Annotated in this window: 32 protein-coding genes, 1 pseudogene and 1 riboswitch; of the genes and pseudogenes, 19 read left to right on the forward strand and 14 right to left on the reverse strand. The window is 70.3% G+C overall.

What is annotated here, in order from left to right; genetic code table 11:
* Window positions 1-20 precede the first annotated feature (20 nt).
* Complete coding sequence (locus ABTY98_RS19720; protein WP_352222191.1) at window positions 21-479, forward strand: ATP-binding protein; 459 nt, start codon at window positions 21-23, stop codon at window positions 477-479.
* A 33-nt stretch (window positions 480-512) separates the two neighbouring features.
* Here the strand turns inward: ABTY98_RS19720 and ABTY98_RS19725 are convergent, their stop codons facing one another.
* From ABTY98_RS19725 to ABTY98_RS19735, 3 genes are all read right to left on the reverse strand, one after another.
* The gene (locus ABTY98_RS19725; RefSeq protein ID WP_352222192.1) at window positions 513-986 is read right to left on the reverse strand and encodes a C40 family peptidase; all 474 of its coding nucleotides are present in this window, start codon (window positions 984-986) and stop codon (window positions 513-515) included.
* Window positions 987-989: 3 nt separating this feature from the next.
* Window positions 990-1,171: riboswitch (cyclic di-AMP (ydaO/yuaA leader) on the reverse strand.
* A 362-nt stretch (window positions 1,172-1,533) separates the two neighbouring features.
* Window positions 1,534-1,842, reverse strand: a complete 309-nt coding sequence (locus ABTY98_RS19730; RefSeq protein WP_046730013.1) for a hypothetical protein — start codon at window positions 1,840-1,842, stop codon at window positions 1,534-1,536.
* Window positions 1,843-1,849: 7 nt separating this feature from the next.
* The gene (locus ABTY98_RS19735) at window positions 1,850-2,485 is read right to left on the reverse strand and encodes an ATP-dependent Clp protease proteolytic subunit (RefSeq protein WP_352222193.1); all 636 of its coding nucleotides are present in this window, start codon (window positions 2,483-2,485) and stop codon (window positions 1,850-1,852) included.
* 151 nt (window positions 2,486-2,636) lie between these two features.
* Between ABTY98_RS19735 and ABTY98_RS19740 the strand changes: the two genes are divergently transcribed.
* Window positions 2,637-2,915, forward strand: coding sequence for a type II toxin-antitoxin system Phd/YefM family antitoxin (locus tag ABTY98_RS19740; RefSeq protein ID WP_352222194.1), 279 nt, complete (start codon window positions 2,637-2,639; stop codon window positions 2,913-2,915).
* Window positions 2,916-3,157: 242 nt separating this feature from the next.
* On the opposite strand, the gene ABTY98_RS19745 is transcribed toward ABTY98_RS19740, so the two are convergent.
* Entirely contained in the window at window positions 3,158-3,298 is a 141-nt protein-coding gene (locus tag ABTY98_RS19745; RefSeq protein ID WP_352222195.1) for a hypothetical protein, read from the reverse strand.
* A gap of 40 nt (window positions 3,299-3,338) precedes the next feature.
* On the opposite strand from ABTY98_RS19745, the gene ABTY98_RS19750 reads away from it, so the two are divergent.
* The 8 genes from ABTY98_RS19750 to ABTY98_RS19785 all read left to right on the forward strand — a co-directional run bounded on the left by ABTY98_RS19750 (window position 3,339) and on the right by ABTY98_RS19785 (window position 10,033).
* On the forward strand, window positions 3,339-3,521 hold the full coding sequence (locus ABTY98_RS19750; RefSeq protein ID WP_352222196.1) for a hypothetical protein: 183 nt from the start codon (window positions 3,339-3,341) through the stop codon (window positions 3,519-3,521).
* A 191-nt stretch (window positions 3,522-3,712) separates the two neighbouring features.
* Window positions 3,713-4,015 carry an urease subunit gamma gene (locus tag ABTY98_RS19755; RefSeq protein WP_352222197.1) on the forward strand — a complete coding sequence of 101 codons (303 nt, stop codon included), beginning with the start codon at window positions 3,713-3,715 and terminating at the stop codon, window positions 4,013-4,015.
* An 11-nt stretch (window positions 4,016-4,026) separates the two neighbouring features.
* Window positions 4,027-4,338, forward strand: a complete 312-nt coding sequence (locus ABTY98_RS19760; protein WP_352222198.1) for an urease subunit beta — start codon at window positions 4,027-4,029, stop codon at window positions 4,336-4,338.
* Window positions 4,331-6,052, forward strand: a complete 1,722-nt coding sequence (locus ABTY98_RS19765; RefSeq protein WP_352222199.1) for an urease subunit alpha — start codon at window positions 4,331-4,333, stop codon at window positions 6,050-6,052. The genes ABTY98_RS19760 and ABTY98_RS19765 overlap by 8 nt, the downstream gene beginning before the upstream one ends.
* Before the next feature lie 15 nt (window positions 6,053-6,067).
* Entirely contained in the window at window positions 6,068-6,745 is a 678-nt protein-coding gene (locus tag ABTY98_RS19770) for an urease accessory protein UreF (RefSeq protein WP_352222200.1), read from the forward strand.
* A gap of 118 nt (window positions 6,746-6,863) precedes the next feature.
* Window positions 6,864-7,544 (forward strand): urease accessory protein UreG, encoded by a 681-nt coding sequence (ureG, locus tag ABTY98_RS19775; RefSeq protein ID WP_352222201.1) that lies wholly within the window; start codon window positions 6,864-6,866, stop codon window positions 7,542-7,544.
* Window positions 7,541-8,302 (forward strand): urease accessory protein UreD, encoded by a 762-nt coding sequence (locus ABTY98_RS19780; protein ID WP_352222286.1) that lies wholly within the window; start codon window positions 7,541-7,543, stop codon window positions 8,300-8,302. Before ureG ends, ABTY98_RS19780 begins: the two co-directional genes overlap by 4 nt.
* A 162-nt stretch (window positions 8,303-8,464) precedes the next feature.
* On the forward strand, window positions 8,465-10,033 hold the full coding sequence (locus tag ABTY98_RS19785) for an alpha/beta hydrolase (RefSeq protein WP_502994285.1): 1,569 nt from the start codon (window positions 8,465-8,467) through the stop codon (window positions 10,031-10,033).
* 57 nt (window positions 10,034-10,090) lie between these two features.
* On the opposite strand, the gene ABTY98_RS19790 is transcribed toward ABTY98_RS19785, so the two are convergent.
* Window positions 10,091-10,816, reverse strand: coding sequence for a lysophospholipid acyltransferase family protein (locus ABTY98_RS19790; protein ID WP_352222203.1), 726 nt, complete (start codon window positions 10,814-10,816; stop codon window positions 10,091-10,093).
* 645 nt (window positions 10,817-11,461) lie between these two features.
* A pseudogene (locus ABTY98_RS42365) lies at window positions 11,462-11,607 on the reverse strand (IS256 family transposase); the annotation flags it as partial.
* A 375-nt stretch (window positions 11,608-11,982) separates the two neighbouring features.
* Between ABTY98_RS42365 and ABTY98_RS19795 the strand changes: the two are divergent.
* Window positions 11,983-12,645 carry a hemerythrin domain-containing protein gene (locus ABTY98_RS19795; RefSeq protein WP_352222204.1) on the forward strand — a complete coding sequence of 221 codons (663 nt, stop codon included), beginning with the start codon at window positions 11,983-11,985 and terminating at the stop codon, window positions 12,643-12,645.
* Window positions 12,646-12,796: 151 nt separating this feature from the next.
* Here the strand turns inward: ABTY98_RS19795 and ABTY98_RS19800 are convergent, their stop codons facing one another.
* Window positions 12,797-12,991 (reverse strand): DUF2795 domain-containing protein, encoded by a 195-nt coding sequence (locus tag ABTY98_RS19800; RefSeq protein WP_352222205.1) that lies wholly within the window; start codon window positions 12,989-12,991, stop codon window positions 12,797-12,799.
* A 625-nt stretch (window positions 12,992-13,616) separates the two neighbouring features.
* On the opposite strand from ABTY98_RS19800, the gene ABTY98_RS19805 reads away from it, so the two are divergent.
* The 4 genes from ABTY98_RS19805 to ABTY98_RS19820 all read left to right on the forward strand — a co-directional run bounded on the left by ABTY98_RS19805 (window position 13,617) and on the right by ABTY98_RS19820 (window position 15,580).
* Window positions 13,617-13,820: a cold-shock protein gene (locus tag ABTY98_RS19805; RefSeq protein WP_352222206.1), complete on the forward strand. Its 204-nt coding sequence runs from the start codon at window positions 13,617-13,619 to the stop codon at window positions 13,818-13,820.
* 136 nt (window positions 13,821-13,956) lie between these two features.
* Window positions 13,957-14,277, forward strand: coding sequence for a hypothetical protein (locus ABTY98_RS19810; protein ID WP_352222207.1), 321 nt, complete (start codon window positions 13,957-13,959; stop codon window positions 14,275-14,277).
* Between the two features lie 177 nt (window positions 14,278-14,454).
* Window positions 14,455-14,871 (forward strand): DUF6153 family protein, encoded by a 417-nt coding sequence (locus ABTY98_RS19815; protein WP_352222208.1) that lies wholly within the window; start codon window positions 14,455-14,457, stop codon window positions 14,869-14,871.
* Window positions 14,872-14,953: 82 nt separating this feature from the next.
* The gene (locus ABTY98_RS19820; RefSeq protein ID WP_352222209.1) at window positions 14,954-15,580 is read left to right on the forward strand and encodes a DUF305 domain-containing protein; all 627 of its coding nucleotides are present in this window, start codon (window positions 14,954-14,956) and stop codon (window positions 15,578-15,580) included.
* Between the two features lie 45 nt (window positions 15,581-15,625).
* Here the strand turns inward: ABTY98_RS19820 and rocD are convergent, their stop codons facing one another.
* From rocD to ABTY98_RS19835, 3 genes are all read right to left on the reverse strand, one after another.
* Window positions 15,626-16,846, reverse strand: a complete 1,221-nt coding sequence (gene rocD, locus ABTY98_RS19825; RefSeq protein ID WP_352222210.1) for an ornithine--oxo-acid transaminase — start codon at window positions 16,844-16,846, stop codon at window positions 15,626-15,628.
* A 19-nt stretch (window positions 16,847-16,865) separates the two neighbouring features.
* On the reverse strand, window positions 16,866-17,675 hold the full coding sequence (ddaH, locus tag ABTY98_RS19830; RefSeq protein WP_502994275.1) for a dimethylargininase: 810 nt from the start codon (window positions 17,673-17,675) through the stop codon (window positions 16,866-16,868).
* Between the two features lie 153 nt (window positions 17,676-17,828).
* Window positions 17,829-18,314 carry an Lrp/AsnC family transcriptional regulator gene (locus ABTY98_RS19835; RefSeq protein ID WP_352222211.1) on the reverse strand — a complete coding sequence of 162 codons (486 nt, stop codon included), beginning with the start codon at window positions 18,312-18,314 and terminating at the stop codon, window positions 17,829-17,831.
* Window positions 18,315-18,425: 111 nt separating this feature from the next.
* Here ABTY98_RS19835 and ABTY98_RS19840 point away from each other — a divergent pair, with 111 nt between their 5' ends.
* The 4 genes from ABTY98_RS19840 to ABTY98_RS19855 are packed head-to-tail and all read left to right on the forward strand — an operon-like array spanning window position 18,426 to window position 22,483.
* Window positions 18,426-19,175, forward strand: a complete 750-nt coding sequence (locus tag ABTY98_RS19840; protein WP_352222212.1) for a LytR/AlgR family response regulator transcription factor — start codon at window positions 18,426-18,428, stop codon at window positions 19,173-19,175.
* 2 nt (window positions 19,176-19,177) lie between these two features.
* Window positions 19,178-19,546 carry a hypothetical protein gene (locus ABTY98_RS19845; RefSeq protein ID WP_352222213.1) on the forward strand — a complete coding sequence of 123 codons (369 nt, stop codon included), beginning with the start codon at window positions 19,178-19,180 and terminating at the stop codon, window positions 19,544-19,546.
* 22 nt (window positions 19,547-19,568) lie between these two features.
* The gene (locus ABTY98_RS19850; protein WP_352222214.1) at window positions 19,569-21,281 is read left to right on the forward strand and encodes a sodium/solute symporter; all 1,713 of its coding nucleotides are present in this window, start codon (window positions 19,569-19,571) and stop codon (window positions 21,279-21,281) included.
* Window positions 21,278-22,483: a sensor histidine kinase gene (locus ABTY98_RS19855; RefSeq protein WP_352222215.1), complete on the forward strand. Its 1,206-nt coding sequence runs from the start codon at window positions 21,278-21,280 to the stop codon at window positions 22,481-22,483. The genes ABTY98_RS19850 and ABTY98_RS19855 overlap by 4 nt, the downstream gene beginning before the upstream one ends.
* A 13-nt stretch (window positions 22,484-22,496) precedes the next feature.
* Here ABTY98_RS19855 and ABTY98_RS19860 read toward each other — a convergent pair whose 3' ends face one another.
* The 4 genes from ABTY98_RS19860 to ABTY98_RS19875 all read right to left on the reverse strand — a co-directional run bounded on the left by ABTY98_RS19860 (window position 22,497) and on the right by ABTY98_RS19875 (window position 26,308).
* On the reverse strand, window positions 22,497-22,667 hold the full coding sequence (locus ABTY98_RS19860; RefSeq protein WP_352222216.1) for a hypothetical protein: 171 nt from the start codon (window positions 22,665-22,667) through the stop codon (window positions 22,497-22,499).
* Between the two features lie 670 nt (window positions 22,668-23,337).
* Window positions 23,338-24,288, reverse strand: coding sequence for a cytochrome c oxidase assembly protein (locus tag ABTY98_RS19865; RefSeq protein WP_352222217.1), 951 nt, complete (start codon window positions 24,286-24,288; stop codon window positions 23,338-23,340).
* Window positions 24,289-24,374: 86 nt separating this feature from the next.
* A complete protein-coding gene (locus ABTY98_RS19870; RefSeq protein ID WP_352222218.1) occupies window positions 24,375-25,400 on the reverse strand; it encodes a 6-phosphofructokinase in 1,026 nt (341 codons plus the stop codon).
* Window positions 25,401-25,579: 179 nt separating this feature from the next.
* On the reverse strand, window positions 25,580-26,308 hold the full coding sequence (locus ABTY98_RS19875; protein WP_351698376.1) for a type 1 glutamine amidotransferase: 729 nt from the start codon (window positions 26,306-26,308) through the stop codon (window positions 25,580-25,582).
* Between the last annotated feature and the right edge of the window lie 6 nt (window positions 26,309-26,314).

Consider the following 26,314-nt stretch of genomic DNA (forward strand, 5'->3'; position numbering starts at 1 on the left):
GGGAAAGGGACGACGTCGCCATGGCAGACCACCTGGAAGCATCCGTCACTCTGCCGAGCGATCCCGCCTCGGTCTCCGCGGCCCGCTCCTATGTGCTGGGCACCCTCGCGGAATGGGGGCTGCCACCGGAGACGGAGACCGCGGACACCATCCGCCTCATTGTCTCCGAGCTCGCCACCAACGCGGTGCAGCACACCTTCGGGCAGTCACCCACCTTCACGGTGGACCTCGTCCTCCACCGCGACGAACACCTGCGCATCGGCGTCACGGACAGCCATCCGCGCTTCCCCAAGAGACTCCCCGCCGCGGTGCAGCAGGACAACGGGCGCGGCATGGTCATCATCCGCTGGCTCACCGCGGAGTGCGGCGGCAAGCTCCGGGTGCGCCCCACCCGGGAGGGCGGCAAGACCGTCTTCATCGAGCTGCCCTGGGCAGTACCGGCCGGCACGGTCACCGTGGCCGGCCAGCAGGAACCGTAGCCCTGAGCTCCTGCCGGCCGACTCTCGGCGGGGTCAGCTGACCCGGCCGTACCAGACGCTCCGCGTCCAGATCTTCTGGAGCTTCACCACGTCCCCGGTCTTCGGGGCGTGCCAGATCCTTCCCTTCCCGGCGTAGATGCCGACGTGGTACACGCTGGAACCCGAGTGGAAGAAGACCAGGTCCCCGGCCTTGCGGTTGCCGGCCGAGATGTGACGGGTCTTGTTGTACTGCTGGGCCGCCGTACGCGGGAGCTTCTTGCCCGCTTTCTTGAACGAGTACAGCGTGAGCCCGGAGCAGTCGAACCGGTTCGGCCCGGTGGCGCCCCACCTGTAGGGCGAGCCCTTTTTCGAGGCAGCGATCTGAAGTGCCTTCGTCGCTATCGTGGCGGCCGAGGCGTCGGAGGCGACACCCGGGATCACGATGGAGCCACCCACGGCGGCGATGGTGAGCGCCGAGGCCGTGCCGGCCCGCGCCATCAACGACGGAACACGATTGAGCGCAGTCATGCGCAACCCTTCGTCAGCCGCCTGTGAAGGATGACCTGTCGGATTCGGGCTGGCGAAGTTGCCCGGCCGCGTTGCCGCGGCTTCACCCCAAGGGCTGCTCGGCCCGGTCATGGTGCGACCGTTCCGGCGACCCGTCGTGCTTGGGTCCTCCACTCCTGCCGATCCACTTCCGTCGACCGGTCATCCAGGCGGCGGCAGGACTCGGCGTCCGCCCGGACCGCCCCGCCGTTGTAGCGGGGGCTTGTCGTCGACAGGGATCTTCACTCACGCCTGTCCGAAAATCCCAACGGAATCGGGGATTTGTGGGTTTACTCACCACCCACCCGTTCGGGTGGACAGTGTTGTGTTCGATTATCCGTCAACTGCCCTGCGTAGCCCCGGACCTGCGCCGAAGCCTTCCGCGGGCACCTCCGGGCGCGCACGTCGAGCGACCTCGGCGGTCAGGTAAAACCACGCCAACCTCCGCCGAACGGCGGTAACCCCTTTGGGTCGTTTCGACTCCGGTCCGGTCGGCCGGTGGACGTGTCGCACCGGACTTCCGCGTGCGTCACCGTACGCAGTCGGGCGGGAGTGCGACGCGGGCGGTCCGGCGCTCACCGTCGAGTACCCGCAATGCCCTTGCCAGCGTGTCCCCGTGGAGCTCCGTCTCACCCCGTCGGTGCATCAGGGCCAGTGCGTCGCGCAGCTCGGACGCCGCGCGCACCAGCGCCTGCGCGGCGCGCAGCCCACGATAGGTGTCCTCGTTCTGCGCCGGGTTGATACGGCCCAGCAGATCGACCACGTCCAGGTAACGGTCGATCAACTCGCCCTCGGCGCGGGTCAGCGCGGGCAGCGGCGGAAGCTCCGGTGGCAGCATCGGCCGCTCACCCCGCGTCCGGCAGACCGAGGGAGGTCCTGTGGCTGGGCACGACCCGGTCCACCAGCCCGTACGCCAGCGCCGCTTGCGCGTCCAGGACCAGATCCCGCTCCAGGTCCTGGTGGACTTGGTCCGGCGTGCGCCCGGTGTGCCGGACGAGCATCTCTTCGAGCAGCGCGCGGATCCGGTCCAACTCCGCCGCCTGGATGACCAGATCACTCGGCTGGCCCTGTACCGGTTCCGGCAGCGACGGCTGCTGGAGCACGATGCGCGCACCCGGCAGCACGGACCGCTTGCCGGGTGTGCCCGCCGCGAGCAGCACCGCGGCCGACGCGCCGGCCTGCCCCAGGCAGATCGTCTCCACGTCACAGCCGACGTACTGGACCGTGTCGTAGATCGCGGCCATCGCGCTGAACGAACCGCCCGGAGAGTTGATGTACAGCGAGATGTCCCGCTCAGGCGCCGCGTGCTCCAGGTACATGAACTGCGCCATCACATCGTTGGCCGAGGTCTCGTCGACGGGCGTGCCGAGGAAGACGATCCGCTCCTCCAGCAGCTTCGAGTACGGATCAAGAGTGCGCTGCCCGGCGCTGGTGCGTTCGGTGAACTCGGGCAGGACGTAGCGGGCGGACGGTCGGGTCATGGCGTACCCCTCCTCGCGGCTGAGGCGTCTCAGCGGCCGGACTCTCACTACAAAATGTACAGGACGTACAGATCCTGGCGAGGGCATTGCGTGGGGATTCCGCTCTCGCCGAACAAGATGTGATGTCCGGGGTGCCCCGTAAGCTGGAGTCATGGCCTACGAGATTCCGGTGACGCAAGCCAGGGCTGAGCTCGCCGAACTGATCAACCGGGTGGTGTACGGCGGTGACCGCGTCGTCGTGACGCGGCACGGCAAGCCTCTGGTCGCCCTCGTCTCCGCCGCCGACCTCGAACGCCTCGAAGAGCTCCCGGAAGCCGCCGAGGACCAGGTGGCCAGCGCGGTCTCCACGGTCCGCGAGACCGCCGCCGTACGCCCCGAGCGCGGCCGCTTCGGCATCACGGCCGAACACCGGGGCGCCACGGGCTCCTAGGCCCTGTCGTCACATTCCGGTCGGCCCCGGGATGCCACCGCACCGGGCCCGTCCAGTACGAGGGCGAGGGCCCGGCACTCCCCCGGCCTCCGGCCTGGGGACCCCCAGAACACGCACCTGACGCCGCGAAGCCGCCCCTCCGGGCGACGACGGGAATGTGACGACAGGGCCCAGCCTCCGTCATGACTGACATCGGCCCTCCTGCGGAACGTCCGGGGAGGGCCGACGGGTGCCGAGGGCTGTCAGGCGACCGTGAAGCCGCCGTCGACGGGCAGGGCCGAGCCGGTCACAGAGGTGCCGTCCATGAGATGGCGGACGGCACCGGCGACATCCTCGGGGCCCCGGACGGCACGGCGTCTGCCGGCGCCGCGAACCGCGCCCACCGCTGCTCCTCCTGAAGGAAGTCCCCCAGCGTTCACCCGCATGGGCGCGAGTGCGGCGGCGAGAGGCGACACCATCCGTTCGACGGCACCGTTGACCGCCGCAGAGGCCACCGTCCCGGCGGGCGCCGACCGCGCTGCGGAGGCGGAGGTCAGCGTGATCGATCCGGTGGACGAGGCGACGGGGCGGCAGTTGGCGGTGCCGGTGGTTCGCGCCGTGCGCTGAGACTCGGCCCCATGTGCCGGTCATCAGACGATCAAGGTCCGGTTAACGTCGTCGAAACTCCGGCAAACTAGCCTGCCGATCCACGCCACCAGGGGTTTTCGTATCCGGATCGGGTTCCTGCGCCCGATCTGTCGCGGTGGCTGCGGCAACCGGGCCCCGCACGGTCCGGAGCGAGGACTGTGAGGTGGGACGTGCAACTGACCCCGCACGAGCAAGAGAGACTGCTGATCCATGTGGCGGCCGACGTGGCCGAGAAGCGCCGGGCCCGTGGGCTGAGGCTGAACCACCCCGAGGCCGTCGCCCTCATCACGTCGCACATCCTCGAGGGCGCACGTGACGGCCGTACGGTCGCCGAGCTCATGGCATCCGGGCGCAAGCTGCTCACCAGGGACGACGTCATGGAGGGCATCCCGGAGATGGTCCATGACGTCCAGGTCGAGGCGACCTTCCCGGACGGCACCAAGCTCGTCACCGTCCACGACCCGATCGTCTGAGGAGGCCGCGGATGATTCCCGGAGAGGTTCTTTTCGCCGACGGGCCGGTCGTATTCAACGAGGGGCGTGAGGTCACCCGGATGACCGTGCTCAACGCCGCCGACCGGCCTGTCCAGGTCGGCTCCCACTACCACTTCGCCGAGGCCAACCCCGGACTGGAGTTCGACCGGAGCGCCGCGCGCGGAAAGCGGCTGAACGTCGCCGCCGGCACCGCCGTCCGCTTCGAGCCCGGCATCCCCGTCGACGTCGAACTCGTCCCCCTTGCCGGAGCCCGTGTCGTACCGGGGCTGCGCGGGGAGACCGGAGGTGCCCTCGATGCCTGAGATCTCCCGTGCCGCCTACGCCGACCTGTTCGGACCGACGACCGGTGACCGGATCCGGCTAGCCGACACCGACCTGATCGTAGAGATCGAAGACGACCGTTCCGGCGGGCCCGGGCGCGCCGGGGACGAGGCCGTCTTCGGCGGCGGCAAGGTCATCCGCGAGTCCATGGGCCAGTCGCGCTCTACGCGCGCAGAAGGCGCCCCGGACACGATCATCACCGGCGCGGTGATCATCGACCACTGGGGCATCGTCAAGGCCGACGTCGGCATTCGCGACGGCCGGATCACCGGCATCGGCAAGGCGGGCAACCCCGACACCATGGACGGAGTCCACCCGGACCTGGTGATCGGCCCCGAGACCGAGGTCATCGCCGGCAACGGGCGGATCCTCACCGCCGGCGGCGTCGATGCCCACGTCCACTTCATCTGCCCGCAGATCGCCGACGAGGCGCTGGCGGCGGGGATCACGACACTGGTGGGCGGTGGCACGGGCCCGGCCGAGGGATCCAAGGCCACCACCGTGACGCCGGGCCCCTGGCACCTCGCCCGGATGCTGGAGGCGATGGAGCACTACCCGCTCAACATCGGCTTCCTCGGCAAGGGCAACACCGTCTCGCACGAGGCGATGCTCTCGCAGATCCGGGGCGGGGCACTGGGGCTGAAACTGCACGAGGACTGGGGGTCCACCCCGGCGGTCATCGACGCCGCCCTGACCGTCGCCGACCGCACCGGCATCCAAGTGGCCATCCACACGGACACGTTGAACGAGGCCGGGTTCGTCGGTGACACCCTCGCGGCGATCGGCGGGCGCGGGATACACGCATACCACACCGAGGGTGCGGGTGGCGGGCACGCACCGGACATCATGACGGTCGTCTCCGAGCCGCACGTCCTGCCGAGTTCGACGAATCCGACGCGGCCGTACACCGTGAACACCGCAGAGGAACACCTCGACATGTTGATGGTGTGCCACCACCTGAATCCGGCGGTGCCGGAAGACCTGGCCTTCGCCGAGTCACGGATTCGGCCGTCGACCATCGGTGCCGAGGACGTCCTTCATGATCTCGGCGCGATTTCCATCATCTCCTCCGATGCGCAGGCCATGGGCCGCGTCGGCGAGGTGATCCTGCGGACCTGGCAGACCGCCCATGTGATGAAGCGGCGGCGGGGCGCGCTGCCGGGCGACGGCCGGGCCGACAACCGCCGGGTACGGCGGTATGTCGCCAAGTACACGATCAATCCGGCGCTCGCCCAGGGGCTCGCCCGTGAGATCGGGTCCGTCGAGAGCGGCAAGCTCGCCGACCTCGTGCTGTGGGAGCCCGCGTTCTTCGGGGTCAAGCCGCACCTCGTCCTCAAGGGCGGGCAGATCGCCTATGCGCAGATGGGTGACGCCAACGCGTCGATCCCGACGCCCCAGCCGATTCTGCCACGTCCCATGTACGGGGCGATCGGACGGGCGCCGGCCGCCAACTCCTTCAACTTCGTCGCCCCGCTCGCCATCGAGGACGGGCTGCCGGAGCGGTTGCAGCTCGGGAAGCGGTTCGTCGCCATCGAGTCGACCCGCGGGGTGACCAAGGCGGACATGCGGGAGAACGACGCGCGTCCGAGGGTGCGGGTCGAACCCGACAGCTTCGCCGTGTACATCGACGGCGAGCTGGTCGAGGCGACACCGGCCGCGGAACTGCCCATGGCCCAGCGCTACTTCCTGTTCTGAGAGCAGGGGTCAGTGATGTCTCGGGCAGCGTTGCTGGTACTGGCCGACGGCCGCTTTCCCGCCGGAGGGCATGCGCACTCCGGCGGGGCGGAGGCGGCCGTCAAGGCCGGGCGGATCACCGGGGCGGCGAGCCTGGAGGAGTTCTGCCGTGGGCGGCTGCACACGGCAGGGCTGATGGCGGGTGCTCTCGCCGCGGCCGCGGCACTCGGTGTGGAGGTACGGGAGTTGGACGCGGCGGCGGACGCACGGACGCCGTCGCCCGCGCTTCGGGGCGCGGCTCGCAGGCTCGGGCGGCAGCTGCTGCGTGCCGCGCGGGTGACCTGGCCCTGCTCCGAACTCGACGTTCTGGCAGGCGAATTCCCCAAGGGGGCCCATCAGCCCGTGGTGTTGGGGGTGGTGGCCCGGGCCGCGGGGCTCTCGGCCGAGGACGCGGCGTACTGCGCGGCGTACGAGTGTGTGAGCGGGCCGGCCACGGCGGTGGTGCGGCTGCTGAGTCTGGACCCGTTCGAGGCGACGGGGGTGCTGGCTCGGCTGGCGCCCGAGGTGGATCGGGTGGTGGACCGGGCGGTGGAGGCGGCGCGGGTTGCGGCCGCGGGGGATGGGGCCGATGCACTGCCTGCCGGGTCCGCGCCGTTGCTGGAGATCGGGGCGGAGTGGCATGCGGGATGGGCGGTGCGGTTGTTCGCGTCGTAGTTCCCGCGGCGGAGCCGCTGATGGGCGCAGTGCCCCCGCAACCCCCAAACCCGCTTCGGCCTGAACGGCCTCGTCCTCGGACGCCGCCGGACGGGCAAGATCTACGAAGGAGCCGTATATGCATCTCGACCACGACCACCACCACGGGACCCTCGCCGTCAGCGCCGACGCCCATCGTCCCGACGGGTCCCGGCGCGCCCTCCGAATCGGGCTCGGCGGGCCCGTCGGGTCAGGTAAGACCGCCACCGTCGCCGCCCTCTGCCGGGCCCTGCGCGACGAGCTGTCCCTCGCTGTCGTCACCAATGACATCTACACACGGGAGGACGCCGAGTTTCTCCTGCGGGAGGCCGTGCTGCCGCCCGAGCGGATCACCGCCGTCGAGACGGGAGCTTGCCCGCACACCGCGATCCGGGACGACATCTCGGCCAACCTCGAAGCCGTGGAGGATCTGGAGGACGAGGTCGGGCCACTGGACCTCATCCTCGTCGAGTCGGGCGGGGACAATCTCACGGCCACCTTCTCGAAGGGGCTCGTGGACGCGCAGATCTTCGTGATCGACGTGGCCGGAGGCGATGACATTCCGCGTAAGGGCGGCCCCGGTGTCACCACGGCCGATCTGCTCATCGTCAACAAGACCGACCTCGCTCCCCATGTGGGGTCGGACCTGGCGCGGATGGCCGCCGACGCGAAGGCGCAGCGGGCCGAACTGCCCGTGGTCTTCCAGTCGTTGCGCGGCGATACCGGTGTCGCGGACGTGGCCCGGTGGGTGAGGGAGCGGATCGCCGCGTGGACGGCATGACCGTCACCGGGGTGCGCGCGAACGCGCGGATCGTCGCCGGGGGGGATGGACGGGGCGGTACATCCCTTCCCGTGCTGGAGGGGGAGGGGCCGCTCGCGCTGCGGCGTGTCCGGGGGAGCGGGGACGAGGCCCGGGTGATGGTCGTCGGGGCGATGAGCGGGCCGCTCGGCGGGGACCGGTTCGGGATCGAGGCCCGGGTGGAGGGCGGGGCGCGGCTGTGTGTCGGATCGGCCGCGGCGACCATCGCACTGCCGGGACAGCTGAAGGGCGAGGCCCGGTACGAGGTTCGGCTCGATGTCGCCGACGGTGGTGAACTGCGCTGGCTGCCCGAGCAGTTGATCTCGGCCAAGGGCAGTGACCTGCACGTCTCCACCCGCGTCGACGTCGGGGCGGCCGGCCGGCTCGTGTTGAGGGAGGAGCAGGTGCTCGGGCGGGTGGGGGAGGAGTCCGGTCGGCTGAGCAGCCGGCTCACCGTGCGCGTTGCCGGAAAGGCGCTCCTGGACCAAGAGTTGGCCTGTGGGCCCGGGGCGCCCGGTGGCTGGGACGGGCCCGCCGTGCTGGCGGGACATCGCGCGGTGGGACAACTCGTCGTCGTACGGCCGGAGTTCGCGGTGGAGCCACCGGCGGTGAGAATGCTGGGGGAGTGTGCCGCGCTCACTCCGCTCGCCGGGCCCGCCGTGCTGGTGAGCGCGGTGGCAGGCGATGCACTGCTGCTCCGGCGGGTGCTGGACGAGGCGTTGGACCATCTCGGCGGTTGATCCGCTCAGCGGGACGTGATCGTCCGGTTATCGGATTGGTAAAGACGGCTGCCACACCCTGTTCTCAGGAGGCTCACAGCCGGAAGGATCCCCCCTGACTATTCGTAACCAAGAAGGGGGAGGGCCCACTTGAGGGACAACTTCAGATCGAGGAGCCGTGTGCTGGCGCTCGGTTCGGCCGGGGCGCTGGTCACCGCGAGCCTGATCACCGGTGCGCTCGCGGCCCCCGCGTCCGGCGCCGAGGCCCGGCACGGGCAGGACCGTGAGCAGTGGGGCGCGGCCGTCGCCGCCGAGCATGCCGCAAAGGCGGGGATCGACTGGGCGGACTGCCCGGCCGACTGGGCCCTGACGAAGCCCGTCCAGTGCGGCTGGGTCAGCGTGCCGCTCGACTACGCGAAGCCCTACGGCAAGCAGATCAAGCTCGCCGTCGACCGAATAGGGAACACGGGGACGAAGGCGGAGCGTCAGGGCGCGCTGGTCTACAACCCCGGCGGCCCGGGTGGTTCGGGGATGCGCTTCCCGCTCCGGGTCACCACCAGGAACCCGCTGTGGGTCAACACCTCGAAGGCGTACGACTTCGTGGGCTTCGACCCGCGTGGCGTCGGCCACTCGGCACCCATCTCCTGCATCGACCCGCAGGAGTTCGTGAAGGCGCCCAAGGCCGACCCGGTGCCCGACACCGAGGCCGACAAGACCGCCCAGCGCAAGCTCGCCAGGGAGTACGCGGACGGCTGCGCCGAGCGTACCGGCCGGGCGATGCTCCAGCAGATGACCACCGCCAACACCGCCCGTGACTTGGACGTCATCCGGGCCGCGCTCGGCGAGAAGAAGCTCAACTACCTCGGCGTCTCCTACGGCACCTACCTCGGCGCCGTGTACGGGACGCTGTTCCCGGGGCATGTGCGCCGGATGATCGTCGACAGCGTCGTCAACCCGTCGCGGAAGAACATCTGGTACCAGGCCAACCTGGGCCAGGACGTCGCCTTCGAGGGCCGCTGGAAGGACTGGGAGGACTGGGTCGCCGCGCACGACGCCGCCTTCCACCTGGGGACCACGCGTGACGCCGTGCAGGCCAAGTGGCTCCAGTTGCGCGCCACCGCCAAGAAGAGCCCGATCGGCGGGGTCGTCGGACCGGCCGAGCTGATCTCCTTCTTCCAGAGCGCCCCGTACTACGACTCCTCGTGGGTCCCGGTGGCCACGGTGTTCGGCAAGTACTTCGCCGGTGACACCCAGGCCCTGGTCGACGCGGCCGCCCCGGACCTCTCCGACACCGCGGGCAACATCTCCTCGGAGAACGGCAACGCCGTCTACACCGCCGTCGAGTGCACCGACGCCAAGTGGCCCACCAGCTGGCGGAAGTGGGACCGCGACAACACCGAGCTCAACAAGCAGTACCCCTTCATGACCTGGGCCAACGCGTGGATGAACCTGCCGTGCGCCACCTGGCCGGTCAAGCAGCAGACCCCGGTGAACGTCACCACCCACAAGGGACTGCCGCCGGTACTGATCGTGCAGTCCACCCGTGACGCCGCCACCCCGTACCCGGGCGCCGTCGAACTGCACAAGCGTTTCAAGGGCTCCCGCCTCATCACCGAGCAGGGCGCCGGCTCGCACGGTGTGACGGGCCTGGTCAACCCGTGCATCAACAGCCGTGTCGACACCTACCTGCTCACCGGGAAGCTGGACGGCGCGGACGTCACCTGCACACCGCACGCGACACCGCAGCCGTAACCCTTCCGGTACGGCGCCGAGGGGCGGCGGGAACACCTCCGCCGCCCCTCACTCGCGTCAACTGAGCGGTGTTCGCGGGAACTTGCGCTCCTTCGCGCCCTTCGCCGCCGTCTGTGCCGCCTTGACGACGGCCGCGTACTCGTCGACGTACTCCTGCTCGGAGAGGGTCAGGACGGCGTACATGATCTCGTCGGTGATCGCGCGCAGGACGGCCTTCTCGTTCTCCATCCCGGCGTAGCGGGAGAATTCGAGGGGCTTGCCGAAGCGGATCACCACGGGGTGGACGTTCGGGATGACCTTGCCGGGCGGCTGTGCCTCGAAGGTGCCGATCATCGCGCAGGGGATCACCGGGACACCCGCCCGCAGCGCCATCACGGCCACGCCGACCTTGCCCTTGTAGAGCCGGCCGTCGTGCGAGCGCGTGCCCTCCGGATAGATACCGAGCAACTCGCCCTTGCTCAGCACTCCGAGCCCCTCCCGGATCGCGGCCTGGCCGGCCTCCTTGCCGGAGCGGTCCACCGGGATCTGCCCGGCGCTGCGGAAGAAGAAGGCGGTCAGCCGGCCACGAACCCCGGGCCCCGTGAAGTACTCGGCCTTGGCGAGGAAGGTGATCCGCCGCTTGAGGACGGCCGGCATCAGGAAGTGGTCGGCGAAGGAGAGATGGTTGCCGGCGACGATGGCCGGGCCCGACGCGGGCACATGGTCGAGACCTTCGATCCGGGGCCGGAACACCAGTCGTAGCAGCGGCCCCAGTAGTACGTACTTGAGCAGGTAGTAGAACACGACTCGCCCCTCACTTTGCCAGCTCCCCTGAGAGCTGGTGTTGTCCCAGGTCCGTCTCGGCTTCCGGCGGTTCGTTCATGTGTGCCTGTGGCCATCTGCCGCCATGTTCAGTCGGCCTCATACTGACCCTCTGCCGACCTGCCTGACGATTGGTCAGATTATGCGTCGGTGCAGCGCTGGTCGACAGACTGCAACCTCGCCGGTTTCGGCGCTCGTAGGGGCGACGCGTCCGTGGATTCCGAGTCGCCCTGTGAGGCGCTCGGTATCTCCGACGGCGACGCGTGGCGAAGTAAGCGAGGATCTCAGTGATCTTGCCGATATCCCCGGGCGCCTATCTGTTTCCCTCGTCGGTGAACGCAAGCGCGGTGCCTGAGCGGCAGCGGTTCCTTCTTCGGTGCACGTGGCTCCCGTATCCTTACGTCATCGGCTGGTCGCAATGGGTGGAACTTTGGCGGCGGCTCTCATCGCCTCTGCCGGACATGGGGAGTTGGACCGTACGGGGGAGCTTCAATGTACCTGGGACATACGCGGCCGAGTACTTTTCGACGTTCAGCTCAGTGCCTCGACGGCAACGAGACGAGGACGAGTCGCTACGCATTGACGTAGTGGTGTAACGACGGCCACTCGGCGATCTCGTATTTGAGGCTATGCGGTGAGTTCGGTCGGGAGGACGGTCGCGTCGGTTTCTGACTCGATCGGTTGGAGGCGGGCTTTGGCCAGCAGGTCGAGTCCCGCGTAGCGGCGGGCTCGGTCGATTCGTCGTTCTGCTCGGCCAGGACCGCGCTGACCAGCCCCGTGAGCCGTGAGCGGAACGGGTCCGGCCGCGCGGTGCCGGGGCACTGCCCGAATCTTGTTGAGCGCCTACTGCGCTGTCTGGGCCACGCCCAGACAGCCGTAGAGGCTGCCTGCGATGTCCGCGACGAGCGCGGTTCCGCTGCCGTGGAAGCACCCGCGCCGGCAGCCGGCATGCAACCTGCGCCCTGCGCCCGCAGGGGACTGGAATCGGTGGGCCACGAAGCCTGCAGCGCCTTCGACGGGGAACCAACCGACGGCCTCACCAGCGGCGGACCGCTGCGGCCATGGACAAACGGGTGGCCGGGGCTGCGCGCCTGAGTGGTGCAAGCGGGGTACCCGACCGTTGAGACGACAGTGAGGAGGAACGGACGATGGGCATCCCGACGAAACAAGCCGCGCTGAAAACGGCCAAGCAGCTGCTCGCCGGAAAGGCGACGGCCAGGGCCGCGACCACCGCTCCTGCCTGGTCACTGCGGGCACTGCGGGCGCTGGGCGGCGAAAACGCCATCGATGTGCTCACCCGCCAGCACCGGCAGATCAAGCGGGGCTTCCTGCGGGCAGCCCTTCCCGGCCCTTGGCGCCGACGCAACTTCGATCGGTTGATGCGGTTGCTCGCTGTCCACGAGGCTGCCGAAGAGGCGCATGTGCACCCCGTCGCGCGCCGGGCGCTCCAGCACGGCCCCGAGGTGGCGGCCCGCCGCCTGGCCGAGGAGAAGCAAGCCAAGGAGCTGCTGATCGCACTGTGGCGCACCGGGCCGAACGGCACTGGTTATCTGCGGCGCCTGAACGAGGTGCGGCGCGCAGTCTCCCAGCACGCCGCACGTGAAGAGCGTGAGGAGTTCCAGGCGTTGCGGAAGGCCGTCAGCGTGCCCCGGCTACGCTTGCTGGGCGCCGAGGTCAAGCTCGCCCAGGCCTACGCCCCGACGCGGCCGCACCGGTGGGTGAACAACGAGGCGACGAACAAGCTGGCTGCACCGATCCTCGGCCCGGTCGACCGAGCACTCGACGCCCTTCACCGCGGCATCACGTCGTGACTCATCAGGCCTGACCTTCGTACGCGTGCATTCCCCGCGGAGGGCAAGGCCTTCGGGACTCAGGTCGCGACCAGGCAGAACAGCTCGACAACAGGGACACGCAGGCAACGGCCGGGGCGGGCTGCTCCGGCCGTTGCCCAGCGATGGCCGGTCACTCGTTCCGGAAGACGGCCTTGCTCACCTCGGCCGGGTTTTGGAACTTCTTCTTCCCGAGGTGAGAGATGCGCTCGGTTACCTCTTTGGGCGCGTGATTCTTCTCGGCGACCTGCCGAAGCTGCTCGGAGTCGGCCGGGTACTCCGCACCGGACAGGGCTTTCTGCAGGTCAGGTGGGGCGATATCCGCCATGGTTCCTCCAGGGCGGTGAGATGGCGCTTGCTCGGTCTGTACGTCGGCGCCGCATGCCGCGCCGCGAGCCATGCGGGTACCCCGCGTCCGGACAGGGGATTCACGAATTCTCCTCGGCCACGGGTTGCAGGGGCGCGGATGTGCCGGCGCCCGCCACGACCGGCACATGACCGGACGCTCTACGCGACGCCGCCTTGACGCGGGAAAGGAAGGAGGATCGCGGAAACAGGTTCTCGCGGACGGCGCGCCGGCCCTGGCGCTCCCGCGCTGGACGAGCCCAGTACGTCCCGACGGCGATCCGTACGCAACGCCGCGAACTTCCGGTGGCGCCTTTGCGGGCGATGCCCGCACACCCGAGCACCTCCCGAGGTAGCTCCAAGCAGTTGTTCGCGCACGGTGTGGAGCGGGTTGTCGGCGAGGCGGAAGGCCATCACCGAGGCCGGCATGTTCCCGTGGCGGCAGCCATCACGCGGGTGTAGCGTGGAAGTTGAGCAGTCGTGGTTCCGAAGGTCGTTCGCCCGTGATCGCATACACGGGCGTTCTTGCTGTTCAGCGTCTCTCCGGGCCAAGGCGGCTACTGCCGGGTACCGAGGACGCGGTCCCGGTTCGCTCGAAGGAGAGAGTCATGGCCAGGGGCACGGTCAAGTGGTTCAACAGCGAGAAGGGCTTCGGCTTCATCGAGCAGGAGGGCGGCGGTCCTGACGTGTTCGCCCACTACTCGAACATCGCCAGCCAGGGCTACCGCGAGCTGCAGGAGGGCCAGAAGGTCGAGTTCGACGTCACCCAAGGGCAGAAGGGTCCTCAGGCGGAGAACATCCGCCCCGTCTGACCCAGCCGGCTCGGCAAGGCGCGCCGACCTCGCGGGTTGAGGGTCCGTCGCGGCCCGTGGCCGGTCCGGTGGATCATGCCACGAGCGTGGGTCGGCGGACCCTCTTCCCTTGGTTTCATACGCTTCCGGGCGCCTGATGGGTCACGTGCCGTCCGGCTCCGGTCGCTTCCTCACCGACGCGGGTACGGCGTGGGTGGTGCGCGGTACCACCCACGGACTCACCCCGCGAGGCATCGCCAGCTACAGCCAGAGCACGCACTCCGTTCCCGGGGACAACGAGAACGGCGACCGGATCGGCGGCGTCCTCCGGCTCATCGACGCCAACAAGGACGGCAAGGCCGAGCTCATCGCCTCGGCGCCGGCGAGGACACCAACGACGGCGCCGCCTGGGTGTTCCCCGGCACGAGCAACGGTCCCGCCGGAAGCGGATCCTGGTCCTTCAGCGGCGGCACCCTGAGCGCCCCCGTGCCCGACGCCCGCTTCGGGGAGACCCCGGCCCCGTAGCGGTGGCGGTCGCTCGATCCAAAACCGCACTTGGGTCGAGGCCCTGGTGACGAGGTGGCCTCCCGTGTCGTGTTTCCTGGAGGCCACCTTCCCCCGGTTCGCTCTCAGGCCGTGCATAGGATGGCCCCCTATGCGCCCCACCGAGCAGCCCACCCCGCCACCGCCGCACCGGCGGTGGCGAGCCCTGCTCGTGCTCGGGTTGCTGGCCGGACTGCTCGGCATGCACGCGCTGGCACCCGGCGGCGTCATGGGCCACGCCGGGCATGGCGGTCATGGGCGCGTCTCGCTCTCCCCCATGACCGTGATGGTCACCGCGTACGACGGCTGCTCCGGCGACGACGGCCACTGCGGCGGCAACCACGTCCACCACGCCGACGCGACCTGCGCCTCGGGCGCCGTGAGCGGCGGACCTGCGCTGCCGGCACTGGTCCCTGACCCGGTACCCGTACCGGCGGCCGCCCACCCGGCCGGCTCCCGCCCGGCCACGGCACCGGACGGCGCCCGCGCACCCCCCGATCTGGCCGAACTCCAACTCCTGCGGATCTAGAGGAACCCCGAGCCGGCCGTGCGCTACCGCGCCGCGGTCGTGCTCCCGCGCGCCCCCTCACACCGACCGCAGGAGATCCAGCATGATCATCACACGTACCCGTGCCGTCCTCGTCGCCCTGACCGCGACTGCCGCCCTGGCTCTCACCGCGTGCGGCAGCGGCGACGACACCGCCCACGCCACCCCGCACAGCGGCGCGCACGCCACCGCGTCCGCGTCGGCCACCACCCCCGGCGCGCACAACGCGCAGGACGTGACCTTCGCGCAGCGCATGATCCCCCACCACCAGCAGGCCCTGGAGATGGCGGAGCTCGCCGCCGGCCGGGCCGCCTCGGCCCGGGTCGAGGCGCTCGCCGCCCGGATCGAGAAGGCCCAGGACCCGGAGATCAAGACCATGTCCGGCTGGCTCAAGGCGTGGGGTGAGGACGTGCCCATGGCGGGCATGGACCACAGCGGCCACGCCGGCGAGACTGGCATGACCGGGATGATGGACGACAAGGACATGTCCGCGCTGAAGAAGGCCCAGGGGAAGGACTTCGACACGATGTTCCTGACCATGATGGTCGAACACCACCAGGGCGCCGTCGAGATGGCCACCACCGAGCGGTCCAAGGGCGAGTACGCCCCGGCCACGGGCATGGCCGGCGACATCGTCACCGCCCAGAACGCCGAGATCAAGGAGATGAACAAGCTGCTCGGCAAGAGCTGATCAGGGGCGGGGCGGCCGCCCCCACCGACGCGGCCGCCCCCTCGCTTAGACCGCCAGCACCTTCTCCAACGCCCCCAGTGCCGACCGCAGTTCGTCCGCCGTGACGGTCAGCGGCGGGGCCAGCCGGATCGTCGAGCCGTGCGTGTCCTTGACCAGGACGCCCTCGCGCATCAGGCGTTCGCTGATCTCGCGTCCGGTGCCGATCGCCGGGTCCACGTCGACGCCCGCCCACAGCCCGCGCGAGCGGAATCCGACCACGCCCTTGCCGACCAGCTCCGCCAGCCCGTCCCGCAGGACCACGCCCAACTCGGCCGCCCGGCGCTGGAATTCGCCGTCCTCCAGCAGCTCGACCACGGCCGTGCCAACCGCGGCGGCGAGCGGGTTGCCGCCGAACGTCGAGCCGTGCTCGCCCGGCCGCAGCACCCCCAGCACCTCGCGCCGGGCCACCACCGCCGACACCGGCACGATCCCGCCGCCCAGCGCCTTGCCGAGCAGCAGGACGTCCGGGACGACGTCCTCGTGGTCGACGGCGAGGGTACGGCCCGTGCGGCCGAGGCCGGACTGGATCTCGTCGGCCACGAAGAGGCAGCCCGCCCGCCGGGTCAGTTCGCGGACCCCGGTCAGATAGCCGGTGTCGGGGATCATGACCCCGGCTTCGCCCTGGATCGGCTCGATCAGCACGGCCGCCGTCGTCTCGTCGACCGCCGCCTCCAGCGCGGCCAGGTCGTTGTACGGCACGATCCGGAACCCCGGCGTGAACGGGCCGAAGCCCGCGCGGGCGGTCTCGTCCGTGGAGAAGCTGACGATCGTGGTCGTACGGCCGTGGAAGTTGTCCGCCGCCACGACGATCGTCGCCCGGTCGGCCGGGACGCCCTTGACGTCGTAGGCCCACTTGCGGGCCACCTTGATGCCGCTCTCCACCGCCTCCGCGCCGGTGTTCATCGGCAGCACCATGTCCAGGCCGGTGAGCTCCGCCAGGCGTTCGGCGAACTCGGCGAGCCGGTCGTTGTGGAAGGCGCGGGAGGTGAGGGTCAGCCGGTCCAGCTGGCGGTGCGCGGCCTCGATGAGGGCCGGGTGGCGGTGGCCGAAGTTGAGGGCCGAGTAGCCGGCCAGCATGTCGAGGTAGCGACGCCCCTCGACGTCCTCCACCCAGGCCCCCTCGGCGCTCGCGACGACCACGGGCAGCGGATGGTAGTTGTGCGCGAGGACCGGCTCCTCGGCCTCGATCAGCTCGGCGGAGGTACGGGTGTGCGCGGGTGCGGTCATCGATGACTCTCCTCGGACCTCAGCGGATTTCCTGGGTGCAGCACTTGATGCCGCCGCCGGCCTTGTGGAACTCCGACAGGTCGACGGGGACCGGTTCGTAGCCCTGGTCGGCGAGTCGGGCGGCGAGCGCCTCGGCCTGCGGCGCGATGAAGACCCGGCGGCCGTCGGACACGGAGTTCAGCCCCCATGCCATGGCGTCGTCGCGGGTGGCGAGCACCGCGTCCGGGTACAGCCGGCGCAGCACCTCCCGGCTGCCGCTGGAGAAGGCCTCGGGGTAGTACACGATGTTCTCGTCGTCGAGGACGAACAGCGCGGTGTCCAGGTGGTAGAAGTACGGGTCCACCAGGGTCAGGCTGATCACCGGGTGGCCGAAGAACTCCTGCGCCTCCCGGTGTGCCTCCCGGGTGGTGCGGAAGCCGGTGCCGGCCAGCAGATACCGCCCCGTCCAGACCAGGTCGCCCTCGCCCTCGACCACCGAGCCGGGGCGGTACACGTCATAGCCGGCGGTCTTGAACCAGAGGTCGTAGTGGGAGGACTCGGGGCGCCGCTCGGGCGCGTGGAACAGGGAGCCGAAGACACGGCCGCCGACGACGACCGCCGAGTTCGCGGCGAAGACCATGTCGGGCAGGCCGGGGACCGGGTCCAGACGGTCGACGCTGTGGCCATGGGCACGGTAGGCGCTGATGAGCGCGGTCCACTGCTCATGGGCCAGGTCGACGTCGACCCTGGTGTCGGGGTTCATCCAGGGATTGATCGCGTACTGCACGGCGAAGTGTCTGGGTTCGCAGACGAGGAAGCGCCGGACGCGCGGCACACGGCTTTCGGGCACAGAGGTGTTCCTCCGCTTTCCTGCGGTGTCGACGAGGGTTGACACCAAGGTAGAAAGCCTTGATGCGGGCGACAAGAAACTAATGTTGCGTGTCTGCGCAGGATTGCTGCGTCTCTGATCGCACTAACGCAGCATCGGTGCGTTTACTCCCGCCTATTGCGGCGCCGCGTGTGTCGCGCCCGCCTCGGGGCTCTCCGGGAGCAGATGCGACAGCACCATCACACTGATCGTCTTCCGGATGAACGGCTCCACCCGAATCCGCTCCAGCACCTCCTCGAAGTGGTCCACGTCCCGGGCGCGGACATGCAGCAGGGCGTCCGCGCCGCCGGTCACCGTCATGGCGGCGGTGATCTCCGGATGGTTGCGGACCACCTCCGCGAGCCGCCTGGGCGGGGCCGCACCCTCGCAGTACACCTCGACATACGCCTCGGTGCGCCAGCCGAGGGCCGACGGTTTCACGGTGGCCGTGAACCCGGTGATCACTCCGGTCTCGCGCAGCCGGTCGACCCGCCGTTTCACGGCCGTCGCGGAGAGCCCGACGGCCGTGCCGATCTCGGCGAAACTGGTCCGCGCGTTCGCCATCAGAGCAGTGGTGATCTTCCGGTCGAGGTCGTCGAAGGGGGCGGTGCCGCTGTTCATGTCCGCACTGTATCCACGGGGAAAGACACTTCAGGTACACCACTGCATCCGGCGCGAACGTCCACGTCCGGCACATGTCCAGCGCCCCGTTCCGCCGCCTACACTCCGTTCATGCTGCGCGCCCTCGCCGTCGACGACGAACGCCCCTCGCTGGAGGAGCTCCTCTATCTGCTGAACGCCGATCCGCGCATCGGCAGCGTCGAGGGCGCCGGGGACGCCACCGAGGCGCTGCGCCGCATCACCCGCGCCCTGGAGTCCGGACCCCACGGCCCCGAGGCCATCGACGTCGTCTTCCTGGACATCCAGATGCCCGGTCTGGACGGCCTGGAGATGGCCCGGCTGCTCACCGGCTTCGCCATGCCCCCGCTGGTCGTGTTCGTCACCGCCCACGAGGACTTCGCCGTACGGGCCTTCGATCTCAAGGCGGTCGACTACGTCCTGAAGCCGGTACGGAAGGAGCGGCTGGCGGAGGCGGTACGACGGGTCGCCGAACTGCGCGGCGCCGCACCCCGGATACCCGTGCACGAACCCGACCCGGACCACCTACCGGTCGAACTCGGCGGTGTCACACGGTTCGTGGCCGTCGACGACATCACCCATGTCGATGCCCAGGGCGACTACGCCCGCCTGCACACCGAGCACGGCAGCCACCTCGTGCGCATCCCCCTGTCCACCCTGGAGGACCGCTGGCGCTCCCGTGGCTTCGTCCGCATCCACCGCCGTCACCTCGTCGCCCTCGGCCACATCGGCGAACTCCGCCTGGACGCCGGCACGGTGAGCGTCCTGGTCGGCGGCGAGGAACTCCAGGTCAGCCGGCGCCATGCGCGGGAGCTGCGGGACCTGCTGATGAGGAGGGTCTGACGGTGCCCACGGACCCCACCGAGCGCCGGGTCACCGTCACCGGGCCGCCCCGCCGCAGCCGCCGGGCCCGCCGTGGCTCCGACTACTGTCGCGCGCGCACCGAGATCGACGAACAGACCACCCTCGGCCACACCTACGTCCGCTCCCTCATGCGCTCCCAACTCCGTGCCGCCTTGGTCGTGTTCGCGGTCCTCGTTCTGCTCGTCGGCCCGCTTCCCCTGGTGTTCGCGGCCGCTCCCGAGGCCCGCCGCCTGGAGTGGCTGGTGCTCGGCTTCTGCCTGTACGCCCCGCTGATCCTGCTGGCCCGCTGGTACGTGCGCCGCGCCGAACGCAACGAGGAGGACTTCGTCCGCCTCGTCGAGGACCGATGAACCCCCGTCGCGACGAGGCCCGATGAACTCCGGTTACGCCGTCCCGGCCGTCGCCCTCGTGGTCGTCGCGACCGTCCTGGTCGGCGCCTTCGGCCTGCGCATCTCCCGGACCACGTCCGACTTCTACGTCGCCTCCCGCACCGTCGGCCCGCGGCTCAACGCGGCCGCGATCAGCGGCGAGTACCTCTCCGCCGCCTCCTTCCTGGGCATCGCGGGACTGGTCCTGGTGCAGGGCCCGGACATGCTCTGGTACCCGGTCGGCTACACCGCCGGCTATCTGGTCCTCCTCCTGTTCGTCGCCGCCCCGCTGCGCCGCTCCGGCGCCTACACCCTCCCCGACTTCGCCGAGGCCCGGCTCGCCTCGCAGACGGTACGACGGCTGGCCGGGGCGTTCGTCGTCGGCGTCGGCTGGCTCTATCTGCTGCCCCAACTCCAGGGCGCCGGACTGACGTTGACGGTGCTCACCGGCGCCCCGGACGCGCTGGGCGGGCTGATCGTGGCCGTGGTCGTGGTGGCCACCGTCGCCGCCGGCGGCATGCGCAGCATCACCTTCGTCCAGGCCTTCCAGTACTGGCTGAAACTCACCGCCCTGTTCGTCCCCGCCTTCTTCCTCGTCCTCGCCTGGCAGGGCGCAGGAGCCCCCACCCACGCCTTCGACGAGCCGGCCACCTTCCGCGACCAGCGCACCGTCAGCGTCCAGGACACCCTCGACCTGAAGCTCGACCACCCCCTCACGGTCACCGTCACCGGCACGGTGGACGGCCGCCCGCACCAGGACACCAGGGTCACCCTCCCCGAGGGCACCCACCGCATCGCCGCCGGCACCCGGCTGACCTTCGCCAAGGGCACCCGCGTACCCGCCACCGACCGGGGCACCAACGGCGGTATGTCCACCTCGCTCGCCCAGGGCCGGGAGGAACGCCCGCTGTACGCCACGTACGGGCTGATCCTCGCCACCTTCCTCGGCACCATGGGTCTGCCGCACGTCGTCGTCCGCTTCTACACCAGCCCGCACGGTGTCGCCGCCCGCCGCACCACGGTCGCCGTCCTCGCCCTGATCGGCCTCTTCTACCTGCTGCCGCCCGTGTACGGCGCCCTCGGCCGGCTCTACATCCCCGAACTCACCCTCACCGGCAACGCTGACGCGGCCGTCCTGCTGCTGCCCGACCGGGTCGTCGGCGGCCTCGGTGGCGATCTGCTCGGCGCCCTGGTGGCGGGCGGCGCCTTCGCCGCGTTCCTCTCCACCGCCTCCGGACTGACCATGGCGGTCGCCGGAGTCCTCACCCAGGACGTCCTCCCGGCGCGCGGTGTACGGCACTTCAGACTCGGGACCGTACTGGCCATGGCCGTACCGCTCGCCGCCGGCGTGCTGGTCGGCGGGCTGCCGGCCGCGGACGCCGTGGGGCTCGCCTTCGCGGTGTCCGCCTCCTCCTTCTGCCCGTTGCTGGTCCTCGGCATCTGGTGGCGGCGGCTGACCCCTCCCGGCGCGGCCGCCGGGATGCTGGTCGGCGGCGGCTCGGCGTTCTGCGCGGTGGCCGCGACGATGGCCGACTTCCCGGGCACCGGGAACCTGCACGCCCTGCTCGCCTGGCCCGCCCTCTGGTCGGTGCCGCTGGGCTTCCTCACCATGATCCTGGTGTCCCTGGCGACGCCGGGCCGGGTCCCGCCGGGAACGGCCGCGATCCTCGCCCGCTTCCACCTCCCCGAGGAACTGCGCGCGGAGGTGAAGGCGTGACCGGCTTCCTGGCCGGCCTCCTGGTCGCCGTACTCCCGCTGCTGGCCGCAGGCTTCTGGCTCGGCCGCCGCACCGCACGCCCCGAGAGCCTCGGCGGTCTCGGCACCCCCGTCGAGCACGCCACCTTCGAGACCCTGCACACCGCGTCCCTCGCCGCACCCCCGCTGCGCGCGGGCCTGACCGAGGAGACCGCCCGCCGCTCGGCCCGCCGGCTGCGCACCCTGCTCGGCACCGACGCCCTCTGCCTCACCGACCACGAGAACCTCCTGGTCTGGGACGGCGTCGGCGACCACCACCGCACCGAGATCATGGAAAGGCTCGCCGGACCGCTGGAGTCCGGCCGCGGCGAGGCCTTCCGGCTGCACTGCGAACTCCCCGACTGCCCGGTCCGCTGGGCGATGATCGCCCCGCTCACCGTCGACGACCGCGTCCACGGCACCCTGGTCGCCTGCGCCCCGCGCGAGTCCGCCGTGCTGGTCCGCGCGGCCGGCGAGGTCGCCCGCTGGGTGAGCGTGCAGCTGGAACTGGCCGACCTGGACCGCTCACGCACCCGGCTCATCGAGGCCGAGATCCGCGCCCTGCGCGCCCAGATCTCCCCGCACTTCATCTTCAACTCGCTCGCGGTGATCGCCTCGTTCGTGCGCACCGACCCCGAGCGGGCCCGCGAACTACTCCTGGAGTTCGCCGACTTCACCCGCTACTCGTTCCGTAGGCACGGCGACTTCACCACCCTCGCCGACGAACTCCACGCCATCGACCACTACCTGGCACTCGTCCGGGCCCGCTTCGGCGACCGGCTCACGGTCACCCTCCAGATCGCCCCCGAGGTACTCCCCGTCACCCTCCCCTTCCTCTGTCTCCAGCCCCTGGTCGAGAACGCCGTCAAACACGGCCTGGAGGGCAAGACCGGGACCTGTCGCATCCAGATCACCGCCCAGGACGAGGGCGCCGAGGCCCTGGTCGTCATCGAAGACGACGGCGCCGGCATGGACCCCGGGCTGCTGCGCCGTATCCTCGCCGGTGAGATCAGCCCCTCCGGCGGTATCGGCCTGTCCAACGTCGACGACCGGCTCCGCCAGGTCTACGGCGACGACCACGGCCTCGTCATCGAGACCGCCCCGGGAGCGGGCATGAAGATCACCGCCCGGCTGCCCAAATACCAGCCCGGGGTCCACCAGACGGCGCGCCTCACACCCGAGTGAGCACCCCGGCCCCTCAGCCGCTCTGGGTGACCACCATCGCGAGGGTCAGCAGCCCCAGCACCACCCAGCCGAACCAGAGCCAGCCGTTGCTGCCGAGCGCCACCGTGTAGGCCGTCACCACCACCAGTCCGCCTACGGTGAGGACCCCCATCGCCTTGGTGGAACCGTTCGTAGAACCGGGCATCGCGACACCCTCCTCATGGTCCGACTCCCTCCATGGTGCCCCCGTTCTGCCTCCGCACGGTGCACACGACGAAATGAGCGCCGGTCTTCCACATCCCCTCGCTGCCCCAGGAGGCCGCCTGATACCCGGAAGGATCGCGTCTCCGCGCCGCCGGGGCGGTCCGACTCCGTCCGTCCCTGCTTCCCGGTCGGTACGACGGCCACGGACCGCACATCCGCGAGCTTTCCCGGCAGCTCCGCGCAGGCCGGATCGAGGCTGAGCCCGAGGGTCCCCGGGGAGCGCGCCCGGCCGGGCCAGTCGGCTAGGACACAGTCACCCTTGAGCGGGCGCGAGAGGCCCACCGAGCTGCCGTACCCCACCAGCCCCCGCCCACGGCGAGCACCAGGCCCAGGGCGACGGCGAGAGTGGCCCGCGGGACGCGGGGGAGTGGCCGTCGACGGTGGCCGGGCGGCCGTCCCGGGTCCTCGCCCTCATCCCAGAGCACGCCTCCGCCTGTCCCCTGCGAAGGGTCGCAGCGGATTTCCGTACGCCCGGGCGTGTCCCCTTTCCGCAGACTGCCGCGTACCGGCAGCGAACGGACCTGGGCGTCCCGGCCGTGCCCCTTGTACCCCGGTGGCGACCGCCTTGCCGACGGATGGGGGCGGAGCTCAGCCCGCATCCGCTGAGCCTTTCAGCCCCTGCGTGCGTTCAGTGAGGCCAGATAGGCGTTGTACGCCGCAAGTTCCTTGTCACCGTCCCGGTCCGCGGCACGGTCCGTGCGCCGGGCCTGCCGCTTCTCGGAGCTGTACCACTGGAACAGCAGGGCGATCAGGACCAGCACGGAGGGGACTTCACTGAACGCCCAGGCGATACCGCCGGCCGCGTTCTGGTCGGAGAGCGCGTCGATGCCGAGCGAGGCGGGCGGGTTCTTGAACGTCTCGACCATCGGCTCCGACGCCATCATCAACGCGATACCGAAGAACGCGTGGAACGGCATGCCCGCGAACAGTTCCAGCATCCGCATGAGATACCCCGGCCGGTGCGGTCCCGGGTCGATGCCGATGATCGGCCAGAAGAAGACGACACCGACGGCGAGGAAGTGCACCATCATCGCGATGTGCCCGGCCTTCGATCCCATCAGGAAGTCGAACAGCGGGGTGAAGTAGAGCGCGTAGAGGCTCGCGATGAACAGCGGGATCGTGAAGGCGGGATGGGTGATGATCCGCATGTACCGGCTGTGCAGCAGGGCCAGCAGCAGCTCACGCGGCCCCTTGCGTCCCTTCCCGGCGACGGGCAGCGCGCGCAGCGCGAGCGTCACCGGGGCACCGAGCAGGATCAGGATCGGCGACAACATGCTGATGATCATGTGCTGCACCATGTGCACGCTGAACATGACCATCCCGTAGTCGTTCAGCCTGGTACACATCACCAGCATGATGGTGAGCACACCGACGACGTACGAGACGGTACGCCCCACGGGCCACGCGTCCCCGCGCCGCCGCAGCCGCACCACACCCCACCCGTACAGCGCGAGCCCCGCGACACAGGCCAGGAGAAAGAAGGGATCCGTCGACCACGCCAGCCCCCGCCCCAGCGTGAACGGCGGCAAGTCCATGGTCATGCCGTGCCCGCTGTGATCCATCCGGCGGCTCCTGATTCGTGGGGGGTTGTGCGTTTCTGCCGCCCACAAGACTAGAACCGGCCGGGGTCATCTCTGTGACCGGGTCCCTAGAGCACGGTCTCCGCTTCCTCGTACCGCTCCGCGGGAACCGTCTTCAACGTCTCCACCGCTTCCGCGAGCGGCACCATCACGATGTCCGTCCCCCGGAGCGCCGTCATATGACCGAAGTTCCCCCGGTGCACGGCCTCCACCGCATGCCATCCGAACCGCGTCGCCAGCACCCGGTCGTACGCCGTCGGCGTCCCACCCCGCTGGACATGCCCGAGGATGACCGGCCGCGCCTCCTTGCCGAGCCGCTGCTCCAGCTCGACGGAGAGCTGCCGGGCGATCCCGGCGAACCGCTCGTGGCCGTAGATGTCCTTGCCGCCCTCGTCGAAGGCCATCGTCCCCGCCTTCGGCTTGGCCCCCTCCGCCGCGACGACGATCGCGAACCGCTTCCCGGCCTCGAAACGCTCGCCGACCCGGCGGGCCAACTCCTCGATGTCGAAGGGGCGTTCCGGCACGACGATGGCGTGGGCGCCGGCCGCCATTCCGGAGTGCAGGGCGATCCAGCCGGTGTGCCGGCCCATGACCTCGACGACGAGGACCCGCTGGTGGGACTCGGCGGTGGTCTTCAGCCGGTCGAGGGCCTCGGTCGCCACACCCACGGCCGTGTCGAAGCCGAAGGTCACGTCGGTGACAGCGATGTCGTTGTCGATGGTCTTCGGCACGCCGACGATCGGCAGACCGGCGTCGGACATCAGCCGGGCCGCCTTCAGCGTGCCCTCACCGCCGATCGGGATGATCGCGTCGAGTCCGAGTTCGGCGACATGGCCCCTGGCCCGCTCCACGCCGTCCCGCAGATGCGAGGGCTGGACCCGGGAGGAACCGAGGATCGTGCCGCCGCGGGCCAGGATGCCGGCCACGGCGTCGAGGTCGAGCTTGAGATAGTCGCATTCCAGGAGGCCCTTCCAGCCGTCCCGGAAGCCGACAACCTCGTCGCCGTGGTCGACGACGGCACGGTGGACGACGGACCGGATGACGGCGTTCAGGCCGGGGCAGTCGCCGCCGGACGTGAGGACACCAATGCGCATAGCCCGAAACAACCTTCTCCACGTGGGCCGAAGACCGGACCACGCTGTCCGGCTGTCATCGCCGTCACCCTACCCGCGCGAGGGGGTCTCGCCGTACCGTGCGTCCGCCTGCTGGACGCGCCCGCACATGTGAGCGGACACCCCGTCAGGCGGGCCCGGAATCGACCATTCCGGTACGGTCAGGCGGGCTGCTGCGCGGACGCGATCCGCTCGGTGCGCAGGGCCTCGTACCAGCGGTCGTCGATCGGCGGCAGCGCGTTCACGTCGAGCGCCAGCTTCAGCAGCAGGTCGGCGATGAGCGGGTTGCGGGCCAGGACCGGCCCGTGCATGTACGTGCCGAAGACGGTGTCGTTGTACGCGCCCTCCGTGCCGTCGCCGGTGCCGTTGCCCCGGCCCAGCTGGACGCGGGCGAGGGGGCGGGCGGTGGGGCCGAGCTGGGTGATGCCCTGGTGGTTCTCGAACCCGGTGAGCTGGGGCAGCCCGAGGCGCGGGTCGATGTCGGCGAGGACGTCACCGACGCACCGCTCGCCGGTGCCGCGCACGGTCGTCACGTCGAGCAGGCCGAGGCCCGGCTCACGCTGGCCCAGGTCGTTGATGAACTCGTGCCCGAGGATCTGGTAGCCGGCGCACACCGAGAACACGATCGCGCCGTTCTCCACGGCCCGGTACAGGTGGCCGTCGCGGCGCAGCCGCTCGGCGGCCAGCCGCTGCGGACGGTCCTCGCCGCCGCCGATCAGGTAGATGTCGCCGGAGGTCGGGATCGGCTGGTCGCTGCGCACGTCGAGCCGGGCCACGTCGAGACCGCGCTGCCGGGCCCGGCGCTCCACGACGAGCGCGTTGCCCTGGTCGCCGTAGGTGCTGAGCAGGTCCGGGTAGATCCACACCAGCCGCAGTTGGTTGTCGCTCATGAGTGA

Origin of the sequence: Streptomyces sp. NPDC096040, assembly GCF_040303265.1 — a bacterium.
Taxonomy (GTDB): domain Bacteria; phylum Actinomycetota; class Actinomycetes; order Streptomycetales; family Streptomycetaceae; genus Streptomyces.